Genomic DNA, 17,785 nt, shown 5'->3' on the forward strand with positions numbered 1-17,785 from the left:
ACGGGCCGGCGTCTGAATGGACCGTGCCCGCGGGTGGCGCGAGCGAAGGATGGTCGGGCGCGGGGCGGGCGGTCACGCCTGCTGCGGCCTGCGGAGTGGCTCGCTGTCGAGGTTGGTCGCCGGTGATGCGATGCGGCGTGGCCAGGTCCAGGCGGAGCGCAGGATGAAGGCCAGGAGCAGCACCTCGAGTCCGATGGAGAGGCCGTAGAAGTAGGAGTAGGTCCAAGTCTCCCCTGCCGCGTTGAACATCGAGACGGGGATGTAGAGCGTTGCGACGACGAGGTTGATGGTTCGGTTGACATGGGCGGGCAGTGTCGCGGAGAGCAGGATCATGAGGATCGGGATGGCCATGAGCGTGAGCGCGATGGCGACGAAGGTCGGGCCGGTGTCGAACTCGTGGACGGTGCCGGCCAGGAGGTCGTCGAGGAAGCCGGGCTTGTACAGGGCGAGGTAGTCGACGTAGATGTAGAGGAACATGAAGCTGGTCCATGCCGCTGCGAGCTTGGCCTGCACGGGCATGCGCAGATCTTCCAGCGTGCTCTGCGACGGCGGATTCTCTGGTGCGGTGCGGGATCGAGGCGTTCTCATCACAAGGCTCCCTGGCTTGATCGGGTGGGTGCCTCCACCTTCACGGATGCCGGCGGCGGGCACATCGGCCGCGGAGCCTGGTACGACCTGGCCGTTGGCACAGCCGGGCTCTTGTACTTTCGGCGGATACACCGAGCACGCGGGCTGCCTAGGCTGATCAGATGGCCACCAACGCACTCCGCTCGCTGTGGGCCGAACCTCGACCCACGAATGCCCCGGGCCTGGGGCCGCGAGACTGGGCCTTGGTCTCAGTACTGATCTGCTGGTCGGTGGTGGAAGCGGTGCTTCGCCAGAACCTGGCGCCACGCCCGCTGCTGCTACTCGAGGTGCTCGCGGTCCTCGGCCCCCTGCTGTGGCGCCGCACGCACCCGCTCGTCGCGGTTGCGGTCTCCTTCGGCACGTTGACGATCGTCGACATCGTCAGAATCCTCACCGGGTCGCAAGGCGCCCTGCTGAACAGCAGCATCGCGGTGCTGATCCTGGCCTACGCCTTGTTCCGGTGGGGCTCCGGTCGGGAAGCCGCAAGCGGCCTCGGCGTCATCCTGCTCTGGCCGGCCGTCATCACCACCCTCGGCGCCGACTCCGCCAGCCTGGCGGAGGTGGTCGCGGGATACGCGTTCTTCCTGTTCGCCGCCGCGCTCGGCACCGCGATCCGCTATCGCACGAAGATCCGCATCCGCGACATCGACCACGCCAAGGCCCGCGAACGCGAACAGCTCGCTCGTGACCTCCACGACACCGTCGCCCACCACGTCTCGGGCATCGCCATCCAGGCCCAGGCAGGACGGGCCATCGCGGACTCCCACCCCGAGCGTGCCATCGAGGCCCTGGCCATCATCGAGGACGCGGCGACCCGCACCCTCACCGAGCTGCGCGCCATCGTCGGCGTGCTCCGCGCCACACAGGACACCGAGTTCGCGCCGCAGCCCGGCGTGGCCGAGGTCGAGCAGCTCGCCACCGATGGCCGGACGCGTCCCTGCGTCAAGGTGACGCTGTTCGGCGAGTTCGACGACCTCAGCCCGGCGGTCGGGGCCGCGATCTACCGCCTGGCCCAGGAGTGCATCACCAACGCTCGACGGCACGCCCGGCACGCGACCCAGGTCACCGTCGCCGTCACAGGCGACGCCGACCAGGTACGGCTGACCATCGAGGACGACGGCTCCGCCGCCGGCGGCCGCGCCCCAGCAGGCTACGGCCTGGTGGGCATGCGGGAACGCGCCTCACTGCTCGGCGGCACCTTCCACGCAGGCCCCGCCGCCGAGCGGGGCTGGCGGGTAGAGGCGGTCCTGCCCCGAACCGGGACGCCACGATGAGCATCAGGGTCCTCATCGCCGATGACCAGCCCATCGTGCGCACCGGGCTGACCATGCTGCTCGACGCCCAACCCGACATCGAAGTGGTCGGCGCGGCCGCCGACGGGCGCGAGGCGGTCCGCCTGGCGCTCCAGCTGCGCCCCGACGTCGGCCTGTTCGACATCCGAATGCCGCTGATGGACGGCATCGAAGCCACCCGACACCTCGCCGGCCCCGACGTCACCGACCCCCTGCCGATCGTGGTCATCACCACCTTCGACCTCGACGAGTATGTCCACGGGGCGCTCAAGGCCGGCGCCCGCGGGTTCCTGCTCAAGGACGCCGGACCCGCCCTGCTGACCCAGGCCATCCACGCCGCCGCCGACGGAGACGCACTGATCGCACCCAGCGTGACCGTCCGGCTGCTCGCAGCGTTCGCCCACGCACGGACCCCACCACCGAGCCAGCCGATAGAACCGCTCACCGCCCGCGAGGAGGAAGTCCTGGTGCCTGTAGCCCAAGGCCGCACCAACAATGAGATCGCCAGCGAGCTCCATATCACCCCAAGCACCGTCAAAGCCCACCTCGCCAGCCTCATGCGAAAGCTCGGCGCCCGAAACCGCGTCGAGGTCGCCATGTGGGCCCACGAGACCGGCCGCATCTGACGCCGCAAAGTCTCCCGCCGCCGTTTGCCGCAACCCCCACAGCGTCACAAAGCGGCTCGCGCGCCATTGCCTCTTGGGGCGGGCGCTGGGGTGGCGCCCGCCCCTTTGTTTGGTGTTAGAACCCTGCGGTTATGCGGGTGAACTCCCATTCGCCTTGGGGTTGTCCCCCGCCGTTGACGCGGTCGCGGTTGACCGACCAGAAGGCGAGCCTGGTGAGGCCCTTCGACTTGGCCCAGTCGCGGATGCGTGTCCAGGTCGCGGGTGAGGTGACCTCGCCCTGGTCGGAGTTGCCGTTCATGCCCGAGATGCCCATGTGCGCGTATGCCTGGGCGTCACTCCATCCGAACGCGTTCTTCAGGGCGTTCTTCAGTCCCTCGGAGGCGTTGACGTTGTCCTGGTACATGTCGGTGCCGCCGAAGTCGAACGGCATGATCGTGTAGTTGTCGATCGGCACGTTCAGGGCCTTGGACTGGTTGATCAGCCGGATGCCGGTCGAGTTGGGGCCCGTCTTGGTGGTGGGCATCGTGACGACGACCTTGACGGACGGGTTGCGCTGCTTGACGATCTTGAGGCCGTTCAGGATGCGGTCCTGCACCGTGGCGTTCTCGAACTCGTCGGTGTTCTCGATGTCGAAGTCCACGACGGCCGGCCCGACCGCGTCGATCACCTTCTGCACCGCGTCGGCGTAGGCCGTGGGGCTCGAGCAGGCGGGGCCGAGCTTGTTGCCGCTCCAGCCGCCGAACGAGATCTGCACGTTGCCGCCCTTGGACTTGATCGTCGAGATCGCCTGGGCGTCGGCGCCGCCGGTGAGCGGGCGCTGGCCGTCCCAGGCCGGGTTGCAGCCGCCGGACGACAGGATGAACGCCATCGTGAACGACTTGACCCCGGTCGCGTCCATCACGGTGCCCGGGTTGGGCGGGTTGCCCCAGCCCATGTAGAGGTAGGGCGCGCCGGCCATCTTGCCTGGCTGCGGGCCGGTGCATCCGGTCGTTGTGGCGGTGACGTTGCTGGCCGTCGATTCGCCCGTACCGTTGAACGCCTTTACGCTGTAAGTGTGAGTCTGGCAGGTACCGAGCCCGCTGATCGTCGCGGTTGTGCCGGTGACCTGCGCCTTCTGCGATGAGCCCTCATAGACGCGGTAGCCGCTCACGGTCCCGGACGAGGCGTCCCAGCGCAGCGTGATGCTCGTGTCGGTGGTGGTGGCCGTCACCGTCCCGGGCTGGCCGGGCGCGCCGGGAGTTCCGCCGCCGGTGCACGACTGGCCGTTCAGGGTGCAGTCGGACGGAACGGCGGTGCCGGGCGAGCCGATGAAGCCGAAGCTCGCGCTGGCCCCGGGGGCGATGGTCGCGTTCCAGCCGACGTTGGTGAACGTGAAGCGCTGCCCGTTGCGGGACATGGAGGCGTCCCACGCGGAGCTGACCGTTCCGCCGGCCGGCAACTGGAACGACACCGACCAGCCGTTGATCGCGGTGCCGGTGCCATTGGTGATCGTGTACTTGCCTTCGTAGCCGGACCCCCAGTCGGAGGTCTTGACGAACGTCGCCGTCGCCGCGGCCGCCTGGGCGGCGGGCATCGCGGGCGCGCCGAGGCCGAAGAGGGTGAGAACGAGGACGATGAGCACGCGTTTCATGCGCGACTCCATTCGAAGCGCACTCCGGGCGGTCCCGTAGGCGCTCAGCTGGGCGATCGGCCGTTGGGAGGCAGGCCGGTCACCGTTCCGGCAGGACGCAGGCCGGGCGGCCAGGGCGGTCGGACCTGGCACGGCGGCCTGGGGCCGGCTGGCCGTGGCGGCTGGGATCGCCAGCGTTGACACGGCACGGCGGGCGGGGGGCTGCGGACTCCGCGACCCGTGTGCGCGGAGCCCTTAGTCGATGCAACGTTTAGTAAAGTTTCCTAACATTAGCCGGACCATAGGACCCCCTGCCGTGCCGCGCAAGACCCAATCGCAGGGCGGCCACCGCCGGCGTACCTGACCTGGCGGCGGCCGACGACCGCGATGCGGCTGCTCCGCGGATCCGACGCGCCGCTGAGCGTCGTGGCTGAGCAGGTCGGATACGGGTCGGAGTTCTCCTTCGCGAACGCGTTCAAACGCGAGTTCGGCGTCTCCCCTGGACGTCACCGGCGCGGCGACCGCCGGGCTGCCGAAGCGTCAGAGCTGTGGACAGGTCTGCGGGGCTCGGTCATCCTCACGTGTGTCCTCCCCTCCGCAGACCCACGGAGCGCATGCATGACCGTGACGAGGTTCGACAATGTGCCGCTGCCGCCCGAAGAGCGTTTCGCGAGCTGGCGGGAGGCGGTGTCGAAGGCGCCGATGGCCTGCCTGGTCCGCAGCCAGCACGAGGACGACTTCCCCGTCGTGTACGACGCGTTGAAGCTTGACGACATCCGGGTGACGAAGGTGACATGCCCGGCTTTCGGGACGCATCGCACCACGGCGTTCATCCGCCGGTCCGACCCCGAGGTCTACCGGCTGAACGTCACCTTGAACGGCAGGTGCTGCTTCGTCCACGGCGGAACCGAGACCACGCAGGGCACGGACGAGCTCTTCCTACAAGACAGCTCCGTTCCGTGCCGTGACTGGCTCGTCTCAGGCGAAAGCCGGATCACCAACATCGGGGTCGAGATCCCCCGGGGACGCTGGATCCTCGCAGGCAAGGCCGTCGCGCCGATCGTCGGGATCCCGTTCACCGGTCACCGCGCGATGACGGGGATGCTCGTGCGGCACCTGGTCGGATTGTTCGAGGCGGCGGACTACACCCCGGCCGACAAGATCGCTCTGGGCCGCATCACCGCGGACCTGCTGGCGGCCACGCTCGCCAGCGCACTCCGCGACGACCGGTTGGCGGCCGAATCCGTCCAGCGGACCCTGCCCTGGCGCATCCACGAGTTCATCGAAGCCAATCTCGGCGACCGCGAACTCTCGCCGCAGACCATCGCGGACGCCCATCACATGTCAGTGCGCCGCTTGCACACCCTGTTCCAGGGCACGGGAATGACGGTCGCCGCGCACATCCGCCATCGCCGCCTCGAACGCTGCCGCCAGGACCTGACCGCTCCGCATCTGCTCGCCCGGCCCGTCCAGGGCGTGGCCGCCCGCTGGGGCTTCACCAACGCGGCGCATTTCAGCCGTCTCTTCCGCGCCGCCTACGGCGCCTCCCCCAGCGACTACCGGCACGACGTCCTCGCACGCGGCCGTTCATCCGCCGGTCAGGTTCCGGGGTCTTTCGATTGACCGTGCACGGGTCGGCAAGCGGTGTGCGCGGATAGGCATGGAAGCCCCGGTGCGGCCTGGCCTCCACGCCCCCTCCCCCGGGCATCCGGAGATCCATGAGGACCACGTCGGGACGGAGTTCCTCAGCCAGTGCCACCGCCTCGCGGCCGTCGGCGGCCTCGGCCAGCACCTCGAAGCCGGTCGTCGCGGCGAACATGCCACGCAGCCCGTCCCGGACGGCGGCGGCGATCAGGACCGCGGCCCAGGCGGCGGTGACGCCGAGGTGCGTCCAGTCCGGCCAGCCGCCGCCGGCCGCCTGGTCGAGGGCCTGGGACGCGGCGCCGAACGGGAAGTACTCGACGACGCTCCGCAGCAGGTCCGGCATGGCCTGGACGGGCACCCAGACGCCCGCGAGGAACAACATCGGGAAGAAGACGATCGAGCCGACCACGGTGGTGGCCTTGGTGGTGGGCGTGACCGCGGTGACCGCGGCGCCGAGGGCGAGCGCGCTGAGGGCACCGAGAAGCAGCGCCGCCGCGTACCCGGGAACGTCGCCGGGCAGCGCCACGTCGAAGGCCAGCCGGCCCACGGCGACGACCAGCAGCGCCCAGCCAGGACGGCCGCGCTCGACGGTCGGACGCGCTGCCGCGCTCGGCTGTCAGCCGCACTGCTGTGGTGGCGGACGGTGGCCGCGGTGCCCAGCCAGGACCGCCCGCGCTCAGCCGTCGGACGCGGTGCCGCGCTCGGCGGCCAGGCGCACTGCCGTGGTGGCGGCCGTGATCGACGGTCGGACGCAGCGTCGCGCTCGGCGGTTGGGTGCGGGGGCGTGTTCGGTGGTCGGGCGGTGTTGTGGGCTTGGGTGTCGGGGTGTGGTCAGGGTTCGTCGGGGGTGGTCAGGGTTGCGATGACGTGGTCTAGGTAGGCGCGTTGGGCTGATGGGTCGGCGGGCAGGAAGGCGCGGGCGGAGTGGGCGAGCTGCCCGTGGCCCAGGTAGGCGGAGTAGGTCAGCAGGGCTCGCTGCTTGGCGCGTTCGGCGGGCAGGCCGAGCTCAAGGAACAGCGAATTGAGCAGGTCGAGCCGGCTCTGGGTGACCCGATGCAGGACGGGGCCGATGGCAGGGTGATCGGCGGCCGCCAGGAGCACGACGCCGATGCGGTCGCGTTCGGCCATGCCGATCGCTCGCTTGATGAGGAGCCGGAGGCGTTCCACGGGGTCTCCGGAGGCTGACTCGATCTCGGCGTTGACCGCGGTGGTGTGCACCTCTTCCCACCGGGCCAGGGCCGCCTCCAGCAGCGCCTCCCGGTTGCCGAAGTGCCAGTAGAAGCTGCCTTTGGTCGCGCCGAGCCGTACGGCCAGGGGTTCGACGGCCACCGCGTTGAGACCTCCCTCGGCCATCGCGGCGAGTGCCGCTTCGGCCCAGTCGTCCCGGTTCAGCCGCTTCTTGGGAGTTGACCCCGCTTCCACCATGACCATACGCTACCGTACGGAAATCCATACGCCACCGTATGGAAGAACGTCTCTCTGCTAAGGAGCCTCTGATGGCGCATGGCTGGACGAGCTTCGCCGCGATCGGCGACAGCTTCACCGAGGGCGTCGGCGACCCTCGTCCGGACGGCACGTTCCGCGGTTGGGCAGACCTGGTCGCCGCCGGGCTGGCGCAGGCGCAGCCGGGATTCCGCTACGCCAACCTGGCGGTGCGGGGCAGGAAGTTCGGCCAGGTGGTCGCCGAGCAGCTCCCCGTCGCGGTGCGGATGGAGGCCGATCTGGTCAGCTTCGCCGCCGGGGGCAACGACGCGCTCCGTCCGCGCTTCGACACGCAGGCGCTGATCGATCGAATGGACCGCGTGGTCGGCCAGCTGCGTACGTCTGGCGCGGACGTGGTGTTGTTCATGTTTCCGGACATGAGCGTGCGGCTGCCCCTTCCGGGCGTCCTCAAGCCGCGCATCGTCGCGATGAACCAGGCGTACACCGAGGTCGCCGCCCGGCACGACGCCCACCTGGTCGACCTCTTCGCCGACGCCGCGCTGCACGACCCGCGCCTGTGGAGCGATGATCGCCTCCACCTGAACGCGGCCGGTCACCGGCGCGTCGCCGACCACGTCCTGGCCACGCTCGGCGTCACGGACCGGCCTGCTCCGGCTGGAAGCACTCAGCTGCACCCTCGGTGGCCTGCCCGGCGCGCAGCCGACCTCCGCTGGGCCGGAGCGCACCTGGGCCCGTGGCTGCACCGCCACGCGCGAGGACGCTCGTCGGGCGACGGCATCCGCGCAAAGCGCCCGGAACTGTCAGCCTCAGGTTTCGGCACAGGTTGAGACGCCTGTCCGCACAGTCTCATGGATGCCGCACACGCCGAATTTGGCAGTTCAGTTGTAGAGGCAGATTCTGATCTGCTCTGCTCCTGGCGGGTTCGCGGAAGAACGGCGCGACCGGTCCGGAACCGCCGACCCGGTCATGCCCCGGCCGGGGGTGGCCGGGGTCAAGGCGATCTGGTCAGCTGAATGTTCAGGTCGGATCGGATGTAGACCTCGATGAAGCTCGGCAGCCCTCCCCCGTACGTGCGGCCGCTGAACACCTTGGCGATGCGTTCGTCCGGCTCGTCGGTCAGATGGACGATGCGCCAGAGGTTCACCGGCTCGTTCTCGTCGCCGCCGACCGCGTGCTCGACGTGGAAGAGCGGCTGTTTCGTGCCTGCCTGAAGCGTCACGGAGTCCGGGCCGGGCAGTTCCGCCGCGCCGATGAACGTGGCGACCTGCCGCTCTACGTCCAAATGGACCTGCTCCAGGACGAGCCCGAAGTCGTCCTGATCCAGCCAGCGTCGTTGCATCGAGCAGCGGTCGAACGTCGTGCGGCCGTCCGCGGCGTTCCAGGTGGCGGCGCTCCCCTGCCGCACGACGTGCGGGAGGTAGAGGTCGGGATGCCACGCTTTGCGGACCTCGTTGTCCCACAACATGGTGCGGGTGAACGTGAGCGGTTCGCTGGTCTCGTACCGCTCGGCGAGGACGCGGTTGACGTTGATCGGCGGGAGTTCGAAGCGGGTGTTGCCCGGATCGTCCCACGCCTTGGCGAATTCGCTCTGGCGATCCATCACGGCACCAGGACGATGCGGCCGCGGACGCCGCCCTTGGCGAGCAGCTCATGGGCCTGGGCGGCCTGGTCGAACGTGAACGTCTGGGCCAGCCGCAAGGTGAGCCGGCCCTGCTCGACGAGGGCGACCAGTTCGCGGAGGCGTGCGCCGTCGCTGCGCACGAGGACGGTCTCGACCCTGATGCCACGTTCGGCCGGAGGCGTGGCAGGCGGCAGCACGCTCACGTACGCTCCACCGTCCCTGACCGCGGCCAGCGCCGGGGCACCGATGACCGCCGCGTCCAGCAGCCCGTCGACCTTGACCTCGCGCAGAACACGGGCCGGATCCTCGGAGCGGGGAAGGAACGTCGCGCCGAGCCCGGTGATGAACGCTTCGTCCTGGACGGAGCCGATGCCGACGACGTCGAGCCCCCGAAGCCGCGCCAGCTCAACGGCGTAGCCGCCCACCGCGCCGGCCGCTCCGGTGACGACCAGCGTCTGGCCCTCGGCCAGGCCGAGCAGATCGAGGGCCTGATCGGCGGTCAACGAGTTGACCGGGAAGGTCGCCGCCTCAACCAGATCGACTCCGGCCGGAGCCGGTGCGATCGCGGCGGCGTCCAGCACGACGAACTCGGCGTGTGTGCCGCGCTTGGTCTCGAGCCAGTCGGAAACGCCGACGACGTGATCCCCCTGCGCGAACCCAGCCGTGCCCGCGTCGACCGTCCCGGCCACGTCCCAGCCCAGAACGTAGCGCGGACCCTCGGGCAGCATCGGCCCGAACGCACCGGAACGCACGGCGATATCGCCTGGATTGACCGTCGCGGCCTGGACGCGGATCCGAACCTGCCCCTTGCCGGGTTCGGGCAGCGGGACGTCCGCGACGGACAGCACGCTGGGGTCGCCGAAGGAGGTGAAGCCCACAACACGCATCGTGATCTCCCTAGTAGAATCGATTACACGCATAACGTTTGGCGCATAACCATTATGCACATAACGATCCCTCGCGCAAGGAGGCCCGGTGGACTTCGAACGCGCCGACATGCTGAACGGAGCGATCCGCACGATCGCCCTCAAGCACCGCGCCCGCGCCGCCGTCAAGCTCGCCGAGCTGGGCCTGCACCCGGGCCACGAGGCCGTGCTGTTCCTGCTCAGCGCCAAGGGCCCTCAGACCCAGCGGCAACTGGCCGCCGGCGCGGACTGCGAACCGCCCAGCATCACCCTCATGGTGCGCAAACTGGAGGCCGCAGGCCTGGTCAGCCGCGCCCCCGCGGCCCAGGACGCCCGCGCGAACGTCGTCCAGCTGACGCCCGAGGGCGAGAAGATCATCGTGCGGATGCGCGAGCTATGGCGAGACCTAGCGGACGAGACCGTCGCCGGCCTGACCGAGACTTCCGCAGACGAGGTCATCAAGGCCCTCACCGACCTGGCCCGCAGCCTCCAACCCCGCCCACCCGCAGATGAATGAAGAGCGCCCCACGATGAACGGCACATCGACGCCGACACACGTCACGCATTCAAGGCAAGCACGACCCAGCCGCCGATGGTGCCGCAGGCCCCGCGGCTCTGGATCGTAGACGTCCAGGGCGCGGCTAGATGCCAGCCGGACGGCCGCGGGCCGAGCTGAGCACAAGCTCACCACGGCGTTCGGCGTTCACCGCGTAAATCACCGCGGCCAGCAGAAAGCTCTCACCCGACAGATTGCACCGCGTTCGCTTCCGCACGAGGCGAAGAGGTGATGCACCCTAAGCGGATATCGAGCCCGAAATGCCTCACCACCCACCTTGGAACTGTGTCCATTCCTCTTGGCTTGGAGGTGCGCGAGCAATCCCCTGACTGCACTCGTCCTAGTCATTGAATGATGATAGAGATTGATCCACCACCGCCACGTCTTCCAACTGGAGCTCACCGAGCCCACCCCGGAACGATAGGCCAGCCAAGAACTCCACGACGGCGAACAGGACCCCACCAACTTCGAGTGCTTCTGGATCCCGCTGGAAGCCGCTCATGTCCTCCAGTCCGGCCAAGGCGCGCTCATCGGCGTGCTCTACGACTGACCGCACTCCCGCTACCGCGCGAACAGCCGAACTCACGGCTCCTGGGTCAGGTCGGCTGGGGAGGGACGCCAGGTCGGCATGGCGGCCCTGCGGGGTTTCTCCGACCTTCTACAGGCAATGAGTAGTCACACACAAGCAGAGTGTGATCGGAGCTGCTCATGCGCACCCCCCATCCGCTGATCTGCGCCACGGCCACCACGGTCACCACCGCGGCTGCCGCCGCGATGACCGCCGTCACCGTCGCCCTCCCCGCCATGCCCGCGGGCGCCGCCGCCGCGACCGGATCCGAGCCCGTCCCAGTCAAGATGCTCAGGAACGTCCATACCGGGCACTGCCTGAGCCACGTCCACGACGGCGGCACGGTGGGGCTGGACTGCGACAGCAACGCCGGCCAACACTGGGAGGCGACCGGCCCCGCCGACGCCCAGACCTTCAAGAACGTCTCCTCCGGCCAGTGCCTGAGCCATTACGCCCGCGACAACCGCACGGCAGGACAAGACTGCAACGGCGGCACCAGCCAGCAGTGGAAGGTGACCGGCCCCGCCGGCGCCCGGACCCTCAAGAACGTCTACACCGGCCAGTGCCTGAGCCACCCCGCCCGCACCGGCTACACCTGGGGGAAGAACTGCAACGGCGGCAGATGGCAACGCTGGTCGTTGCTCAGACTGCCCCGAACGAGGGCGAGCTCGGCCCCTTAAGCCTCCTGGCCACGGCCACCCGCCAACCGCCTCCCCAACTCAACCAACCGCGCCCGCGAACGCCCCGGCCAGGCCGGCTCGGGTTGGCGAACGACGCCGACTGATTCACGGTGAAGCAGCGATGCTCTCAGGCGAGCACCGAGCGCCCATCGAGCGGATCGCACTGGACTTCAGTAACCAGCCTGAGCCCGGCCCAATGGCGGGGCCCGCCGTGGTGTCCGTGCTGATCGCGGCCCTCGCCCCGGACGCGTCCGGGGCGCCCGGGGCGTCTACGACTGCGGCGTGGGCGGTGGTGGAGACGGTGGTTGGCCAGGACGACGCTCGCGACGGCAGCGCGGGACGCAACGGTACTCACATGGTTCTCACCTTGTCATCGATCAGCCCGCCCAGCGGCGGCCGCGGCACTCTGGACACATATTCCACGCCTCCAGTATCGCCAGAGGCCGCACTTGTCCACTACATGGACCGTGACCGCTCCACCGTCACCACGACCCTCCAAACGAGGGAACGTGCCGGACGCGCCACACGCACTCCTTCGCCCTTTCGGATAGACCTGCGCCCGAACATCTGAAAGCCGGTGTATTCGGGCTGGGCGAGCGTCTGGCCCACCCGGCGGCCGTTCCTCGACGAGGGGATGCCGGTCCAGCTCGGCGGCCAGGAGCCGGTCGATGCTGGGGTTGCCGAGCTGGTTGGGAGGTGATTCTGGATTAAAAAGCGATGGCCTTTACGTAGTAAAGTTCTTACTGGGTGACGTTTTCTATGGCGGCCGTGGCCTGCTTGGGGTAGGTGGCGGCGGCTATCGCTGATGCTGCGCGGACGAAGGCTGCTACGGCGGGTGAGCGGGATTCCTGAGGCCAGGCCAGGGCCAGATGGAGGGGTGGGAGGTCGCCGACCGTCCGGTAGGCGATGCCCGGGCGGGGATGGCGCCTTGCGACCGAGGCTGGAGGGAACCAGACGATGCTGCCCAGCTCGATCAGGCTGAAGATCTGAGCGAGGTCCAGGCTGCGGGACGGCGCGGCTGAGGGTTGGGTTGTGGGGCGGCGTCCGGTGTCGGGGAAATCGGCTGCGGAGGTCGGTCGGGCCTCTTGGTCTGCGGGGCGTCCGTCGGGCAGCACTCTTCCTGCTAGGTCAGCCAGGTGCAGGGAGGTGTGCGCGGCCAGCGGATCGGTCGCCGCGACGGCGAGGAGGCGCGGTTCGGTGAGCAGCGGTTCCACGTCGAGGCCGCGGTCGTCGAACGGCTGGGGCAGCATGGCGATGTCCGCGCGGCCGTCGCGCAGGGCCGGCTCCTGCTCGTCACGTCCACCGAGGAGGAGCTCGACCGGGAGGGCGGCCGCCTCGTTCTGGTAGGCGGCGAAGATCTGCGGCAGCAGTCCCCCGTCGTAGTCGGCTTTCAGCGCGAGGCGCAGGGAGGGCTCGGACTGCCCGGCCCGCCGGGCTCGGCGCGCGGCGGCCGTGACCGCGTCGAGGGCCGTCCGGGCATCGCGCAGCAGCGTCTCGCCGGCGGGCGTGAGGGTGACCCGGCGCGTCGTCCGTTCGAGGAGCGTCACGCCCAGTTGCCGCTCCATCTCGCGGATCGCCCGCGACAGCGGAGGTTGTGCCATGCCCAGCCGTTCCGCGGCCCGGCCGAAGTGGAGTTCTTCGGCGACGGCCACGAAATACCGGAGCTGCCTGACCTCCAGATCACTCATACCGCGAGGGTATCAATCGCGCCGGGATCGGTCCTTCAGGTCCGCCGCCGCCGCGGGTTCACTGTCTCGGGGGATGGATGTTCCCCCCGCCTATTCGTGTCAGGGGTCTCTCATGATCGTTGTTACCACTCCCACCGGCCAGATCGGCCGCCAGACCCTCGCGCGTCTCCTGGCCGCCGGAGCGCCGGTCCGCGTGATCGTCCGCGCTGCCGGTCGACTCTCCCCCGCGGTGCGTGACCAGGTCGAGGTCGTCGAGGGCTCGCACGGCGATGCCGACGTGGTCACCAAGGCCTTCGACGGAGCGGACTCCGTCTTGTGGGTGGTGCCGCCGAACCCGCACGCGCCCAGCCTCGACGCCGCCTTCGCGGGCTTCAGCCGGCCGGCGAGCGTGGCGCTCAAGACTCAGGGCGTCGAGCGGGTCGTCGCCGTCTCGGCCCTCGGCCGGGGAACGCCCATGGCCGGCCACGCCGGACACGTCACCGCGTCGCTGGCCATGGACGATCTGCTCGCCGGCACGGGCGTGGGCTATCGCGCCCTGGCGATGCCCTCGTTCATGGACAACCTGCTGCGGCAGACCGAGCTGATCAAGAACGAGGGGATGTTCACGTCTCCCATCTCCGGCAGCCGCGCGATGCCCATCTGCGCCATCGACGACATCGCCGCGGTCGCCGCCGATCTCCTGCTCGACGGGACGTGGAGTGGCGTCGACGAGGTTCCCGTGCTGGGGCCCGAGGACCTTTCCCATGACGACATGGCGAAGATCATGTCGGAGGTGCTCCAGCGTCCGGTGCGGTTCCAGCAGGTGTCAGGCCCGGACTTCAAGGCCCGGCTGATGCAACTCGGGACGTCCGGAGCCGTGGCCCAGGGAATGCTGGACATGATGCAGGCCAAGGATGCCGGGCTCGACAACGCCGTACCACGCACCGCCCAGGCCAGCACGCCCACCGGCTTCCGCCAGTGGTGCCAGGACGTGCTCAAGCCGGCCATCCTCACCTGAACTCGCTGGGGCAGAAAGGCCGTGCCGAGGGGTCTGGTTTGTGTGCCATCGCAGGCAGGTATCTCGGCCTCGATTCCGTGCACTGAGGATTCGATGGTGCCCTGAGACAGCACGTCCGACCAGCGCGTGGCCGCGGTTTTGTCAACGCGGCCACGCACCGGTGGAGGAGAGGCGCTTGACGTTGTTGTGCAACTCTCTGCTATTGCACGACTACTTTTTGTTCTGAAGGATGAGGGCGTCCGCTCCCGTGCACCTCGATCATGCTCCCGGCAGAGAGGCCCCAGACATGCGTCCGCTCGCGCGCCGTCAGCCGCTCACCACGCTCGCCCTGGTCACCGCCGCGCTCGCCGCCACCTCGATGGCGACGACGCCCGCGCATGCCGCCGCGCCCGCACAGGCCGCCGCACCCGCGCATGCCGCTGTACCCGCGCAGGAGGCCGCGCCTCCGCCGGGATTCAAGAACCAGGTGCTCACCGAGCTGAACCACGTCCGTGCCCAGTACGGCGCGAAACCCCTGACATGGAGCGACGCGCTGTACCCCGACACCGAAGAGTGGGCGAAGGCGTGCAAATACGAGAACAGCCAGGCGGGCGGCAAGTACGGCGAGAACCTCTTCACGACCACCGACTCCAACGGCGGCATCAAAGAGGCCGTCGCCTCCTGGATGGCTGAGGCATCCAAGTACGACTACAACAGCCCGGGCGCCTCCGCTGCCACGAAGAACTTCACCCAGACCGTCTGGAAAGGCAGCACCCAAGTCGCTGCCGCGATCATGACCTGCCCGGCCCAGTCGCTCTTGGCGTCCCTGACCTCTGGCGACAGCCAGTTCATCGTGGCTCGCTTCTCCCCGCCGGGCAACACGGAGGGCAAGTTCGCGGCGAACGTCGGACGCCACGACTGACATCTCCACCACGTCGTTCGTGCCGGGCGGCGCCCGATCCACAATGAATCCGGGCGTCTGAAGGGGCCGCAGGTCAGGGGCGGCCCGTCCCCCGGCGGCACATGTGTGGCCGCCGCTGTTGAGAACAATCTCCGGCTAATCCGCCCGAGCGTCGCGTGGACGTTGTGAGGCAGCTCACACGTCTGCGGCCTTTGGTCGATGTCACATCTCGGCGTCTCGCCACGTCCCGTGTCCGACGGCTCTTCACCGGCCGTCACGAGGCGCCGAGGAGGTGGCATGAGCGCGATCATGGAGCACGGCGCGCCCGGCCGGTTCGATCTGACGATGCTTTACGCGGCGTATGGAGCGTTCCGCCGCGAGACGGCGCGCCTCGCGGACGCGCGCCTCGTGGACGGACGCCACGCGGACGGACGCCACGCGGACGCGAGCGGTTCTGATGTGGAACGCGCTGTTTCCGGTCTGCCGCCCGATGGGCTCTGGGTTCTTTTCAGATTCCACTGGCGCGCCCAGCACGCCGCTGAACGGCGGGCGCTGTGGACGGTGATGCGCGGCAAGGATCCGGCATGCGGCGCGGTGCTGGCGGAGATGGACGACCAAGCCGTCCGGCTCGTCCCGTTGCTCGACACAGTCGACGCGGCGATCCAGCACGGCGACTGGGGCGTCCTCGCCGACGTCGCGCCCAAGCTTCGCGACGCCGTGCACGCCCATCTCGACCACAAGGAAGCTCGCGTTCTGCCGCTGATCCACGAGGCCCTCACGCCGTTCGAGTGGGCCACGTTCGACGTCGAGTTCCGGCGCGAGGTGGGCGTCGCGGGGTTCGGCGTCTTCCTGTCGTGGCTGCTGGACGGCGCCGACGAGACCACGTCCCGGGCCGTCCTGCGCCTGATGCCGCCGCCGGTCCGCCTCCTTCACCGCACCGGCTGGCTGCCCCGCCACCCGCGGCGCGCCGTATCGCCCTGACACAACGAAAGGACCTCGAGAATGGCAGGACTGGAGGCCACGACGCGGGCCCTCGACGAACGCTTCGGGACGACCGGCTTCGCGCGCAAGGCCCTGCGCAAGGCGTTCCCCGACCACTGGAGCTTCCTGCTCGGCGAGATCGCGATGTACTCGTTCGTGATCATCCTGCTCACCGGGGTGTTCCTGACGCTGTTCTTCAAGCCGAGCATGTCCGAGGTCGTCTACGACGGCTCCTACGCGCCGCTGCGCGGGGTGGAGATGAGCGAGGCGTACGCCTCGTCCCTGAAGATCAGCTTTGATGTGCGGGGCGGGCTGCTGGTGCGGCAGATCCACCACTGGTCGACGCTGGTCTTCATGGGCGCGATCCTCGTCCACCTGCTGCGCAACTTCTTCACCGGCGCGTTCCGCAAGCCGCGCGAGCTCAACTGGATCATCGGTGTGGTCATGTTCATGCTCGTGATGCTGAACGGCCTGTTCGGCTACTCGCTTCCGGACGACCTGCTGTCGGGCACCGGGATCCGGATCCTGGAGGGCTTTCTCGCGGGCATCCCGGTGGTCGGCACCTACCTGGTGATGTTCCTGTTCGGCGGGGAGTTCCCGGGGACCGACATCATCCCGCGGCTGTACATCATCCACGTGCTGCTGATCCCGGGGCTCCTCGCCGCGCTGATCCCGCTGCACGCCATCGTGCTGACCTGGCGGCAGACGCACACGATGTTCCCGGGACGCGGCGGATCCAACTCGACCGTCCGCGGCTACCCGTTCTTCCCGACGTTCATCGCCAAGACGACGGCGCTGTTCCTGTGGATCCTGGGCGTCACGACGCTGCTGGCCGCGTTCGTCCAGATCAACCCGGTCTGGATGTACGGCCCGTACGACCCGGGCGCGATCAGCTCCGGCTCGCAGCCGGACTGGTACATGGGCTGGCTGGAGGGCGCCCTGCGCATCATGCCGGCGTGGGAGATCAGCGCGTGGGGTCACACGCTGACGCTGAGCATCGTGATCCCCGCGCTCGTCGTCCCGGGGGTGCTGTTCACCGGGCTCGCCGTCTACCCGTTCGTCGAACGCTGGGTCACCGGTGACCACGCGATCCACCACCTGCTCGACCGGCCCCGCGACGTCCCCGGCCGGACCGGCATCGGCGTCGCCGGCGTCGTCTTCTACGGCCTGCTGTGGGCGGCGGGCGGCAACGACGTCCTGGCCCACAAGTTCGACATTCCGCTGTTCTGGACGACGTGGTTCTTCCGTGGCGCGGTGATTCTCGGGCCGGTGCTCGGTTACGTCGTCGCCTACCGCATCTGCGTGGGCCTTCAGCGGCGTGACCTCGGGCTCATCCGGCACGGGCTGGAGACGGGCGTGATCCGGCAGACGCCCGACGGGAAGTTCGAGGAGGTCCACCGGCACCTGCCCGCCGAGGAGACCGCCGCGATCACCGACCCGCGTCCCGCTCCCGCCGTGCCGCTTGACGTGCCGCTCCCGATCGGCGACGTCGAGAGCCCACGCGCCCGCCGTCCCCTGACCCGCGTGCGCGCCGCCCTCAACCGCCGCTTCCGCGCCGACCTCGCCACCGTCCCCACTCCCCCGGCCCTGGAGCACCCGGACGGCACGTCCCTCCCCGACCGAGAACCCGTCTCAGGCGGCTGATTGCTTCCTGCGGCTGGGCGCGGG

At 69.2% G+C, this 17,785-nt stretch carries 17 protein-coding genes and 3 pseudogenes; 11 read left to right on the forward strand and 9 right to left on the reverse strand.

Translation table 11 applies throughout. From position 1 onward, the window contains the following. Window positions 1–72: 72 nt before the first annotated feature. Window positions 73–588: a DUF6326 family protein gene (locus tag ACGFNU_RS32385; RefSeq protein WP_392599806.1), complete on the reverse strand. Its 516-nt coding sequence runs from the start codon at window positions 586–588 to the stop codon at window positions 73–75. Between the two features lie 161 nt (window positions 589–749). Between ACGFNU_RS32385 and ACGFNU_RS32390 the strand changes: the two genes are divergently transcribed. Both ACGFNU_RS32390 and ACGFNU_RS32395 read left to right on the forward strand, forming a co-directional pair. Next, on the forward strand, window positions 750–1,901 hold the full coding sequence (locus tag ACGFNU_RS32390; RefSeq protein WP_392599808.1) for a sensor histidine kinase: 1,152 nt from the start codon (window positions 750–752) through the stop codon (window positions 1,899–1,901). Then, complete coding sequence (locus tag ACGFNU_RS32395; RefSeq protein ID WP_392599810.1) at window positions 1,898–2,545, forward strand: response regulator; 648 nt, start codon at window positions 1,898–1,900, stop codon at window positions 2,543–2,545. The genes ACGFNU_RS32390 and ACGFNU_RS32395 overlap by 4 nt, the downstream gene beginning before the upstream one ends. 115 nt (window positions 2,546–2,660) lie before the next feature. On the opposite strand, the gene ACGFNU_RS32400 is transcribed toward ACGFNU_RS32395, so the two are convergent. Beyond that, window positions 2,661–4,175, reverse strand: coding sequence for a cellulose binding domain-containing protein (locus ACGFNU_RS32400; protein ID WP_392599812.1), 1,515 nt, complete (start codon window positions 4,173–4,175; stop codon window positions 2,661–2,663). 312 nt (window positions 4,176–4,487) lie between these two features. On the opposite strand from ACGFNU_RS32400, the pseudogene ACGFNU_RS32405 reads away from it, so the two are divergent. Both ACGFNU_RS32405 and ACGFNU_RS32410 read left to right on the forward strand, forming a co-directional pair. Beyond that, window positions 4,488–4,658: pseudogene (locus tag ACGFNU_RS32405) on the forward strand (helix-turn-helix domain-containing protein); the annotation flags it as partial. A 114-nt stretch (window positions 4,659–4,772) separates the two neighbouring features. After that, the gene (locus ACGFNU_RS32410) at window positions 4,773–5,777 is read left to right on the forward strand and encodes a helix-turn-helix domain-containing protein (RefSeq protein WP_392599814.1); all 1,005 of its coding nucleotides are present in this window, start codon (window positions 4,773–4,775) and stop codon (window positions 5,775–5,777) included. A gap of 58 nt (window positions 5,778–5,835) precedes the next feature. Here the strand turns inward: ACGFNU_RS32410 and ACGFNU_RS32415 are convergent. From ACGFNU_RS32415 to ACGFNU_RS32425, 3 genes and pseudogenes are all read right to left on the reverse strand, one after another. Then, window positions 5,836–6,009 (reverse strand): annotated as a pseudogene (locus tag ACGFNU_RS32415) (response regulator transcription factor); the annotation flags it as partial. Beyond that, window positions 6,004–6,345, reverse strand: a pseudogene (locus ACGFNU_RS32420) (ABC transporter permease); the annotation flags it as partial. The pseudogenes ACGFNU_RS32420 and ACGFNU_RS32415, both read right to left, overlap by 6 nt. 284 nt (window positions 6,346–6,629) lie before the next feature. Then, window positions 6,630–7,223, reverse strand: a complete 594-nt coding sequence (locus ACGFNU_RS32425; RefSeq protein WP_392599816.1) for a TetR/AcrR family transcriptional regulator — start codon at window positions 7,221–7,223, stop codon at window positions 6,630–6,632. Window positions 7,224–7,294: 71 nt separating this feature from the next. Between ACGFNU_RS32425 and ACGFNU_RS32430 the strand changes: the two genes are divergently transcribed. Next, the gene (locus tag ACGFNU_RS32430) at window positions 7,295–8,068 is read left to right on the forward strand and encodes an SGNH/GDSL hydrolase family protein (RefSeq protein WP_392599818.1); all 774 of its coding nucleotides are present in this window, start codon (window positions 7,295–7,297) and stop codon (window positions 8,066–8,068) included. A 164-nt stretch (window positions 8,069–8,232) separates the two neighbouring features. On the opposite strand, the gene ACGFNU_RS32435 is transcribed toward ACGFNU_RS32430, so the two are convergent. Together ACGFNU_RS32435 and ACGFNU_RS32440 are read right to left on the reverse strand one after the other, a co-directional pair. After that, a complete protein-coding gene (locus tag ACGFNU_RS32435) occupies window positions 8,233–8,841 on the reverse strand; it encodes a hypothetical protein (protein ID WP_392599820.1) in 609 nt (202 codons plus the stop codon). Next, on the reverse strand, window positions 8,841–9,749 hold the full coding sequence (locus ACGFNU_RS32440) for an NADP-dependent oxidoreductase (protein WP_392599821.1): 909 nt from the start codon (window positions 9,747–9,749) through the stop codon (window positions 8,841–8,843). The genes ACGFNU_RS32435 and ACGFNU_RS32440 overlap by 1 nt, the downstream gene beginning before the upstream one ends. An 88-nt stretch (window positions 9,750–9,837) precedes the next feature. On the opposite strand from ACGFNU_RS32440, the gene ACGFNU_RS32445 reads away from it, so the two are divergent. Next, window positions 9,838–10,284 carry a MarR family winged helix-turn-helix transcriptional regulator gene (locus tag ACGFNU_RS32445; protein WP_392599822.1) on the forward strand — a complete coding sequence of 149 codons (447 nt, stop codon included), beginning with the start codon at window positions 9,838–9,840 and terminating at the stop codon, window positions 10,282–10,284. Window positions 10,285–10,663: 379 nt separating this feature from the next. On the opposite strand, the gene ACGFNU_RS32450 is transcribed toward ACGFNU_RS32445, so the two are convergent. Further along, complete coding sequence (locus tag ACGFNU_RS32450) at window positions 10,664–10,843, reverse strand: hypothetical protein (RefSeq protein WP_392599824.1); 180 nt, start codon at window positions 10,841–10,843, stop codon at window positions 10,664–10,666. A 188-nt stretch (window positions 10,844–11,031) separates the two neighbouring features. Here ACGFNU_RS32450 and ACGFNU_RS32455 point away from each other — a divergent pair, with 188 nt between their 5' ends. Continuing rightward, window positions 11,032–11,571: an RICIN domain-containing protein gene (locus ACGFNU_RS32455; protein ID WP_392599826.1), complete on the forward strand. Its 540-nt coding sequence runs from the start codon at window positions 11,032–11,034 to the stop codon at window positions 11,569–11,571. A gap of 740 nt (window positions 11,572–12,311) precedes the next feature. Here the strand turns inward: ACGFNU_RS32455 and ACGFNU_RS32460 are convergent. Continuing rightward, entirely contained in the window at window positions 12,312–13,259 is a 948-nt protein-coding gene (locus ACGFNU_RS32460; protein ID WP_392599828.1) for a LysR family transcriptional regulator, read from the reverse strand. 112 nt (window positions 13,260–13,371) lie between these two features. Between ACGFNU_RS32460 and ACGFNU_RS32465 the strand changes: the two genes are divergently transcribed. The 4 genes from ACGFNU_RS32465 to ACGFNU_RS32480 all read left to right on the forward strand — a co-directional run bounded on the left by ACGFNU_RS32465 (window position 13,372) and on the right by ACGFNU_RS32480 (window position 17,761). Beyond that, complete coding sequence (locus tag ACGFNU_RS32465) at window positions 13,372–14,256, forward strand: NAD(P)H-binding protein (RefSeq protein ID WP_392599830.1); 885 nt, start codon at window positions 13,372–13,374, stop codon at window positions 14,254–14,256. 286 nt (window positions 14,257–14,542) lie between these two features. Continuing rightward, a complete protein-coding gene (locus ACGFNU_RS32470) occupies window positions 14,543–15,157 on the forward strand; it encodes a CAP domain-containing protein (protein WP_392599831.1) in 615 nt (204 codons plus the stop codon). A 276-nt stretch (window positions 15,158–15,433) separates the two neighbouring features. Beyond that, complete coding sequence (locus tag ACGFNU_RS32475; RefSeq protein ID WP_392599833.1) at window positions 15,434–16,117, forward strand: hemerythrin domain-containing protein; 684 nt, start codon at window positions 15,434–15,436, stop codon at window positions 16,115–16,117. A 21-nt stretch (window positions 16,118–16,138) separates the two neighbouring features. After that, complete coding sequence (locus ACGFNU_RS32480; protein WP_392599835.1) at window positions 16,139–17,761, forward strand: cytochrome bc complex cytochrome b subunit; 1,623 nt, start codon at window positions 16,139–16,141, stop codon at window positions 17,759–17,761. Window positions 17,762–17,785 lie beyond the last annotated feature (24 nt).

The sequence above is a fragment of the Spirillospora sp. NPDC048911 genome (assembly GCF_043198015.1).
In the GTDB taxonomy this organism is placed as follows: Bacteria; Actinomycetota; Actinomycetes; order Streptosporangiales; family Streptosporangiaceae; genus Spirillospora.

What these genes read in the sequence shown, in the direction of transcription:
- ACGFNU_RS32385 (WP_392599806.1), bottom strand. Translation starts at nt 588, where the DNA reads ATGAGAACGCCTCGATCCCGCACCGCACCAGAGAATCCGCCGTCGCAG.
- ACGFNU_RS32390 (WP_392599808.1), top strand. Translation starts at nt 750, where the DNA reads ATGGCCACCAACGCACTCCGCTCGCTGTGGGCCGAACCTCGACCCACG.
- ACGFNU_RS32395 (WP_392599810.1), top strand. Translation starts at nt 1,898, where the DNA reads ATGAGCATCAGGGTCCTCATCGCCGATGACCAGCCCATCGTGCGCACC.
- ACGFNU_RS32400 (WP_392599812.1), bottom strand. Translation starts at nt 4,175, where the DNA reads ATGAAACGCGTGCTCATCGTCCTCGTTCTCACCCTCTTCGGCCTCGGC.
- ACGFNU_RS32410 (WP_392599814.1), top strand. Translation starts at nt 4,773, where the DNA reads ATGACCGTGACGAGGTTCGACAATGTGCCGCTGCCGCCCGAAGAGCGT.
- ACGFNU_RS32425 (WP_392599816.1), bottom strand. Translation starts at nt 7,223, where the DNA reads ATGGTGGAAGCGGGGTCAACTCCCAAGAAGCGGCTGAACCGGGACGAC.
- ACGFNU_RS32430 (WP_392599818.1), top strand. Translation starts at nt 7,295, where the DNA reads ATGGCGCATGGCTGGACGAGCTTCGCCGCGATCGGCGACAGCTTCACC.
- ACGFNU_RS32435 (WP_392599820.1), bottom strand. Translation starts at nt 8,841, where the DNA reads ATGGATCGCCAGAGCGAATTCGCCAAGGCGTGGGACGATCCGGGCAAC.
- ACGFNU_RS32440 (WP_392599821.1), bottom strand. Translation starts at nt 9,749, where the DNA reads ATGCGTGTTGTGGGCTTCACCTCCTTCGGCGACCCCAGCGTGCTGTCC.
- ACGFNU_RS32455 (WP_392599826.1), top strand. Translation starts at nt 11,032, where the DNA reads ATGCGCACCCCCCATCCGCTGATCTGCGCCACGGCCACCACGGTCACC.
- ACGFNU_RS32460 (WP_392599828.1), bottom strand. Translation starts at nt 13,259, where the DNA reads ATGAGTGATCTGGAGGTCAGGCAGCTCCGGTATTTCGTGGCCGTCGCC.
- ACGFNU_RS32465 (WP_392599830.1), top strand. Translation starts at nt 13,372, where the DNA reads ATGATCGTTGTTACCACTCCCACCGGCCAGATCGGCCGCCAGACCCTC.
- ACGFNU_RS32470 (WP_392599831.1), top strand. Translation starts at nt 14,543, where the DNA reads ATGCGTCCGCTCGCGCGCCGTCAGCCGCTCACCACGCTCGCCCTGGTC.
- ACGFNU_RS32475 (WP_392599833.1), top strand. Translation starts at nt 15,434, where the DNA reads ATGAGCGCGATCATGGAGCACGGCGCGCCCGGCCGGTTCGATCTGACG.
- ACGFNU_RS32480 (WP_392599835.1), top strand. Translation starts at nt 16,139, where the DNA reads ATGGCAGGACTGGAGGCCACGACGCGGGCCCTCGACGAACGCTTCGGG.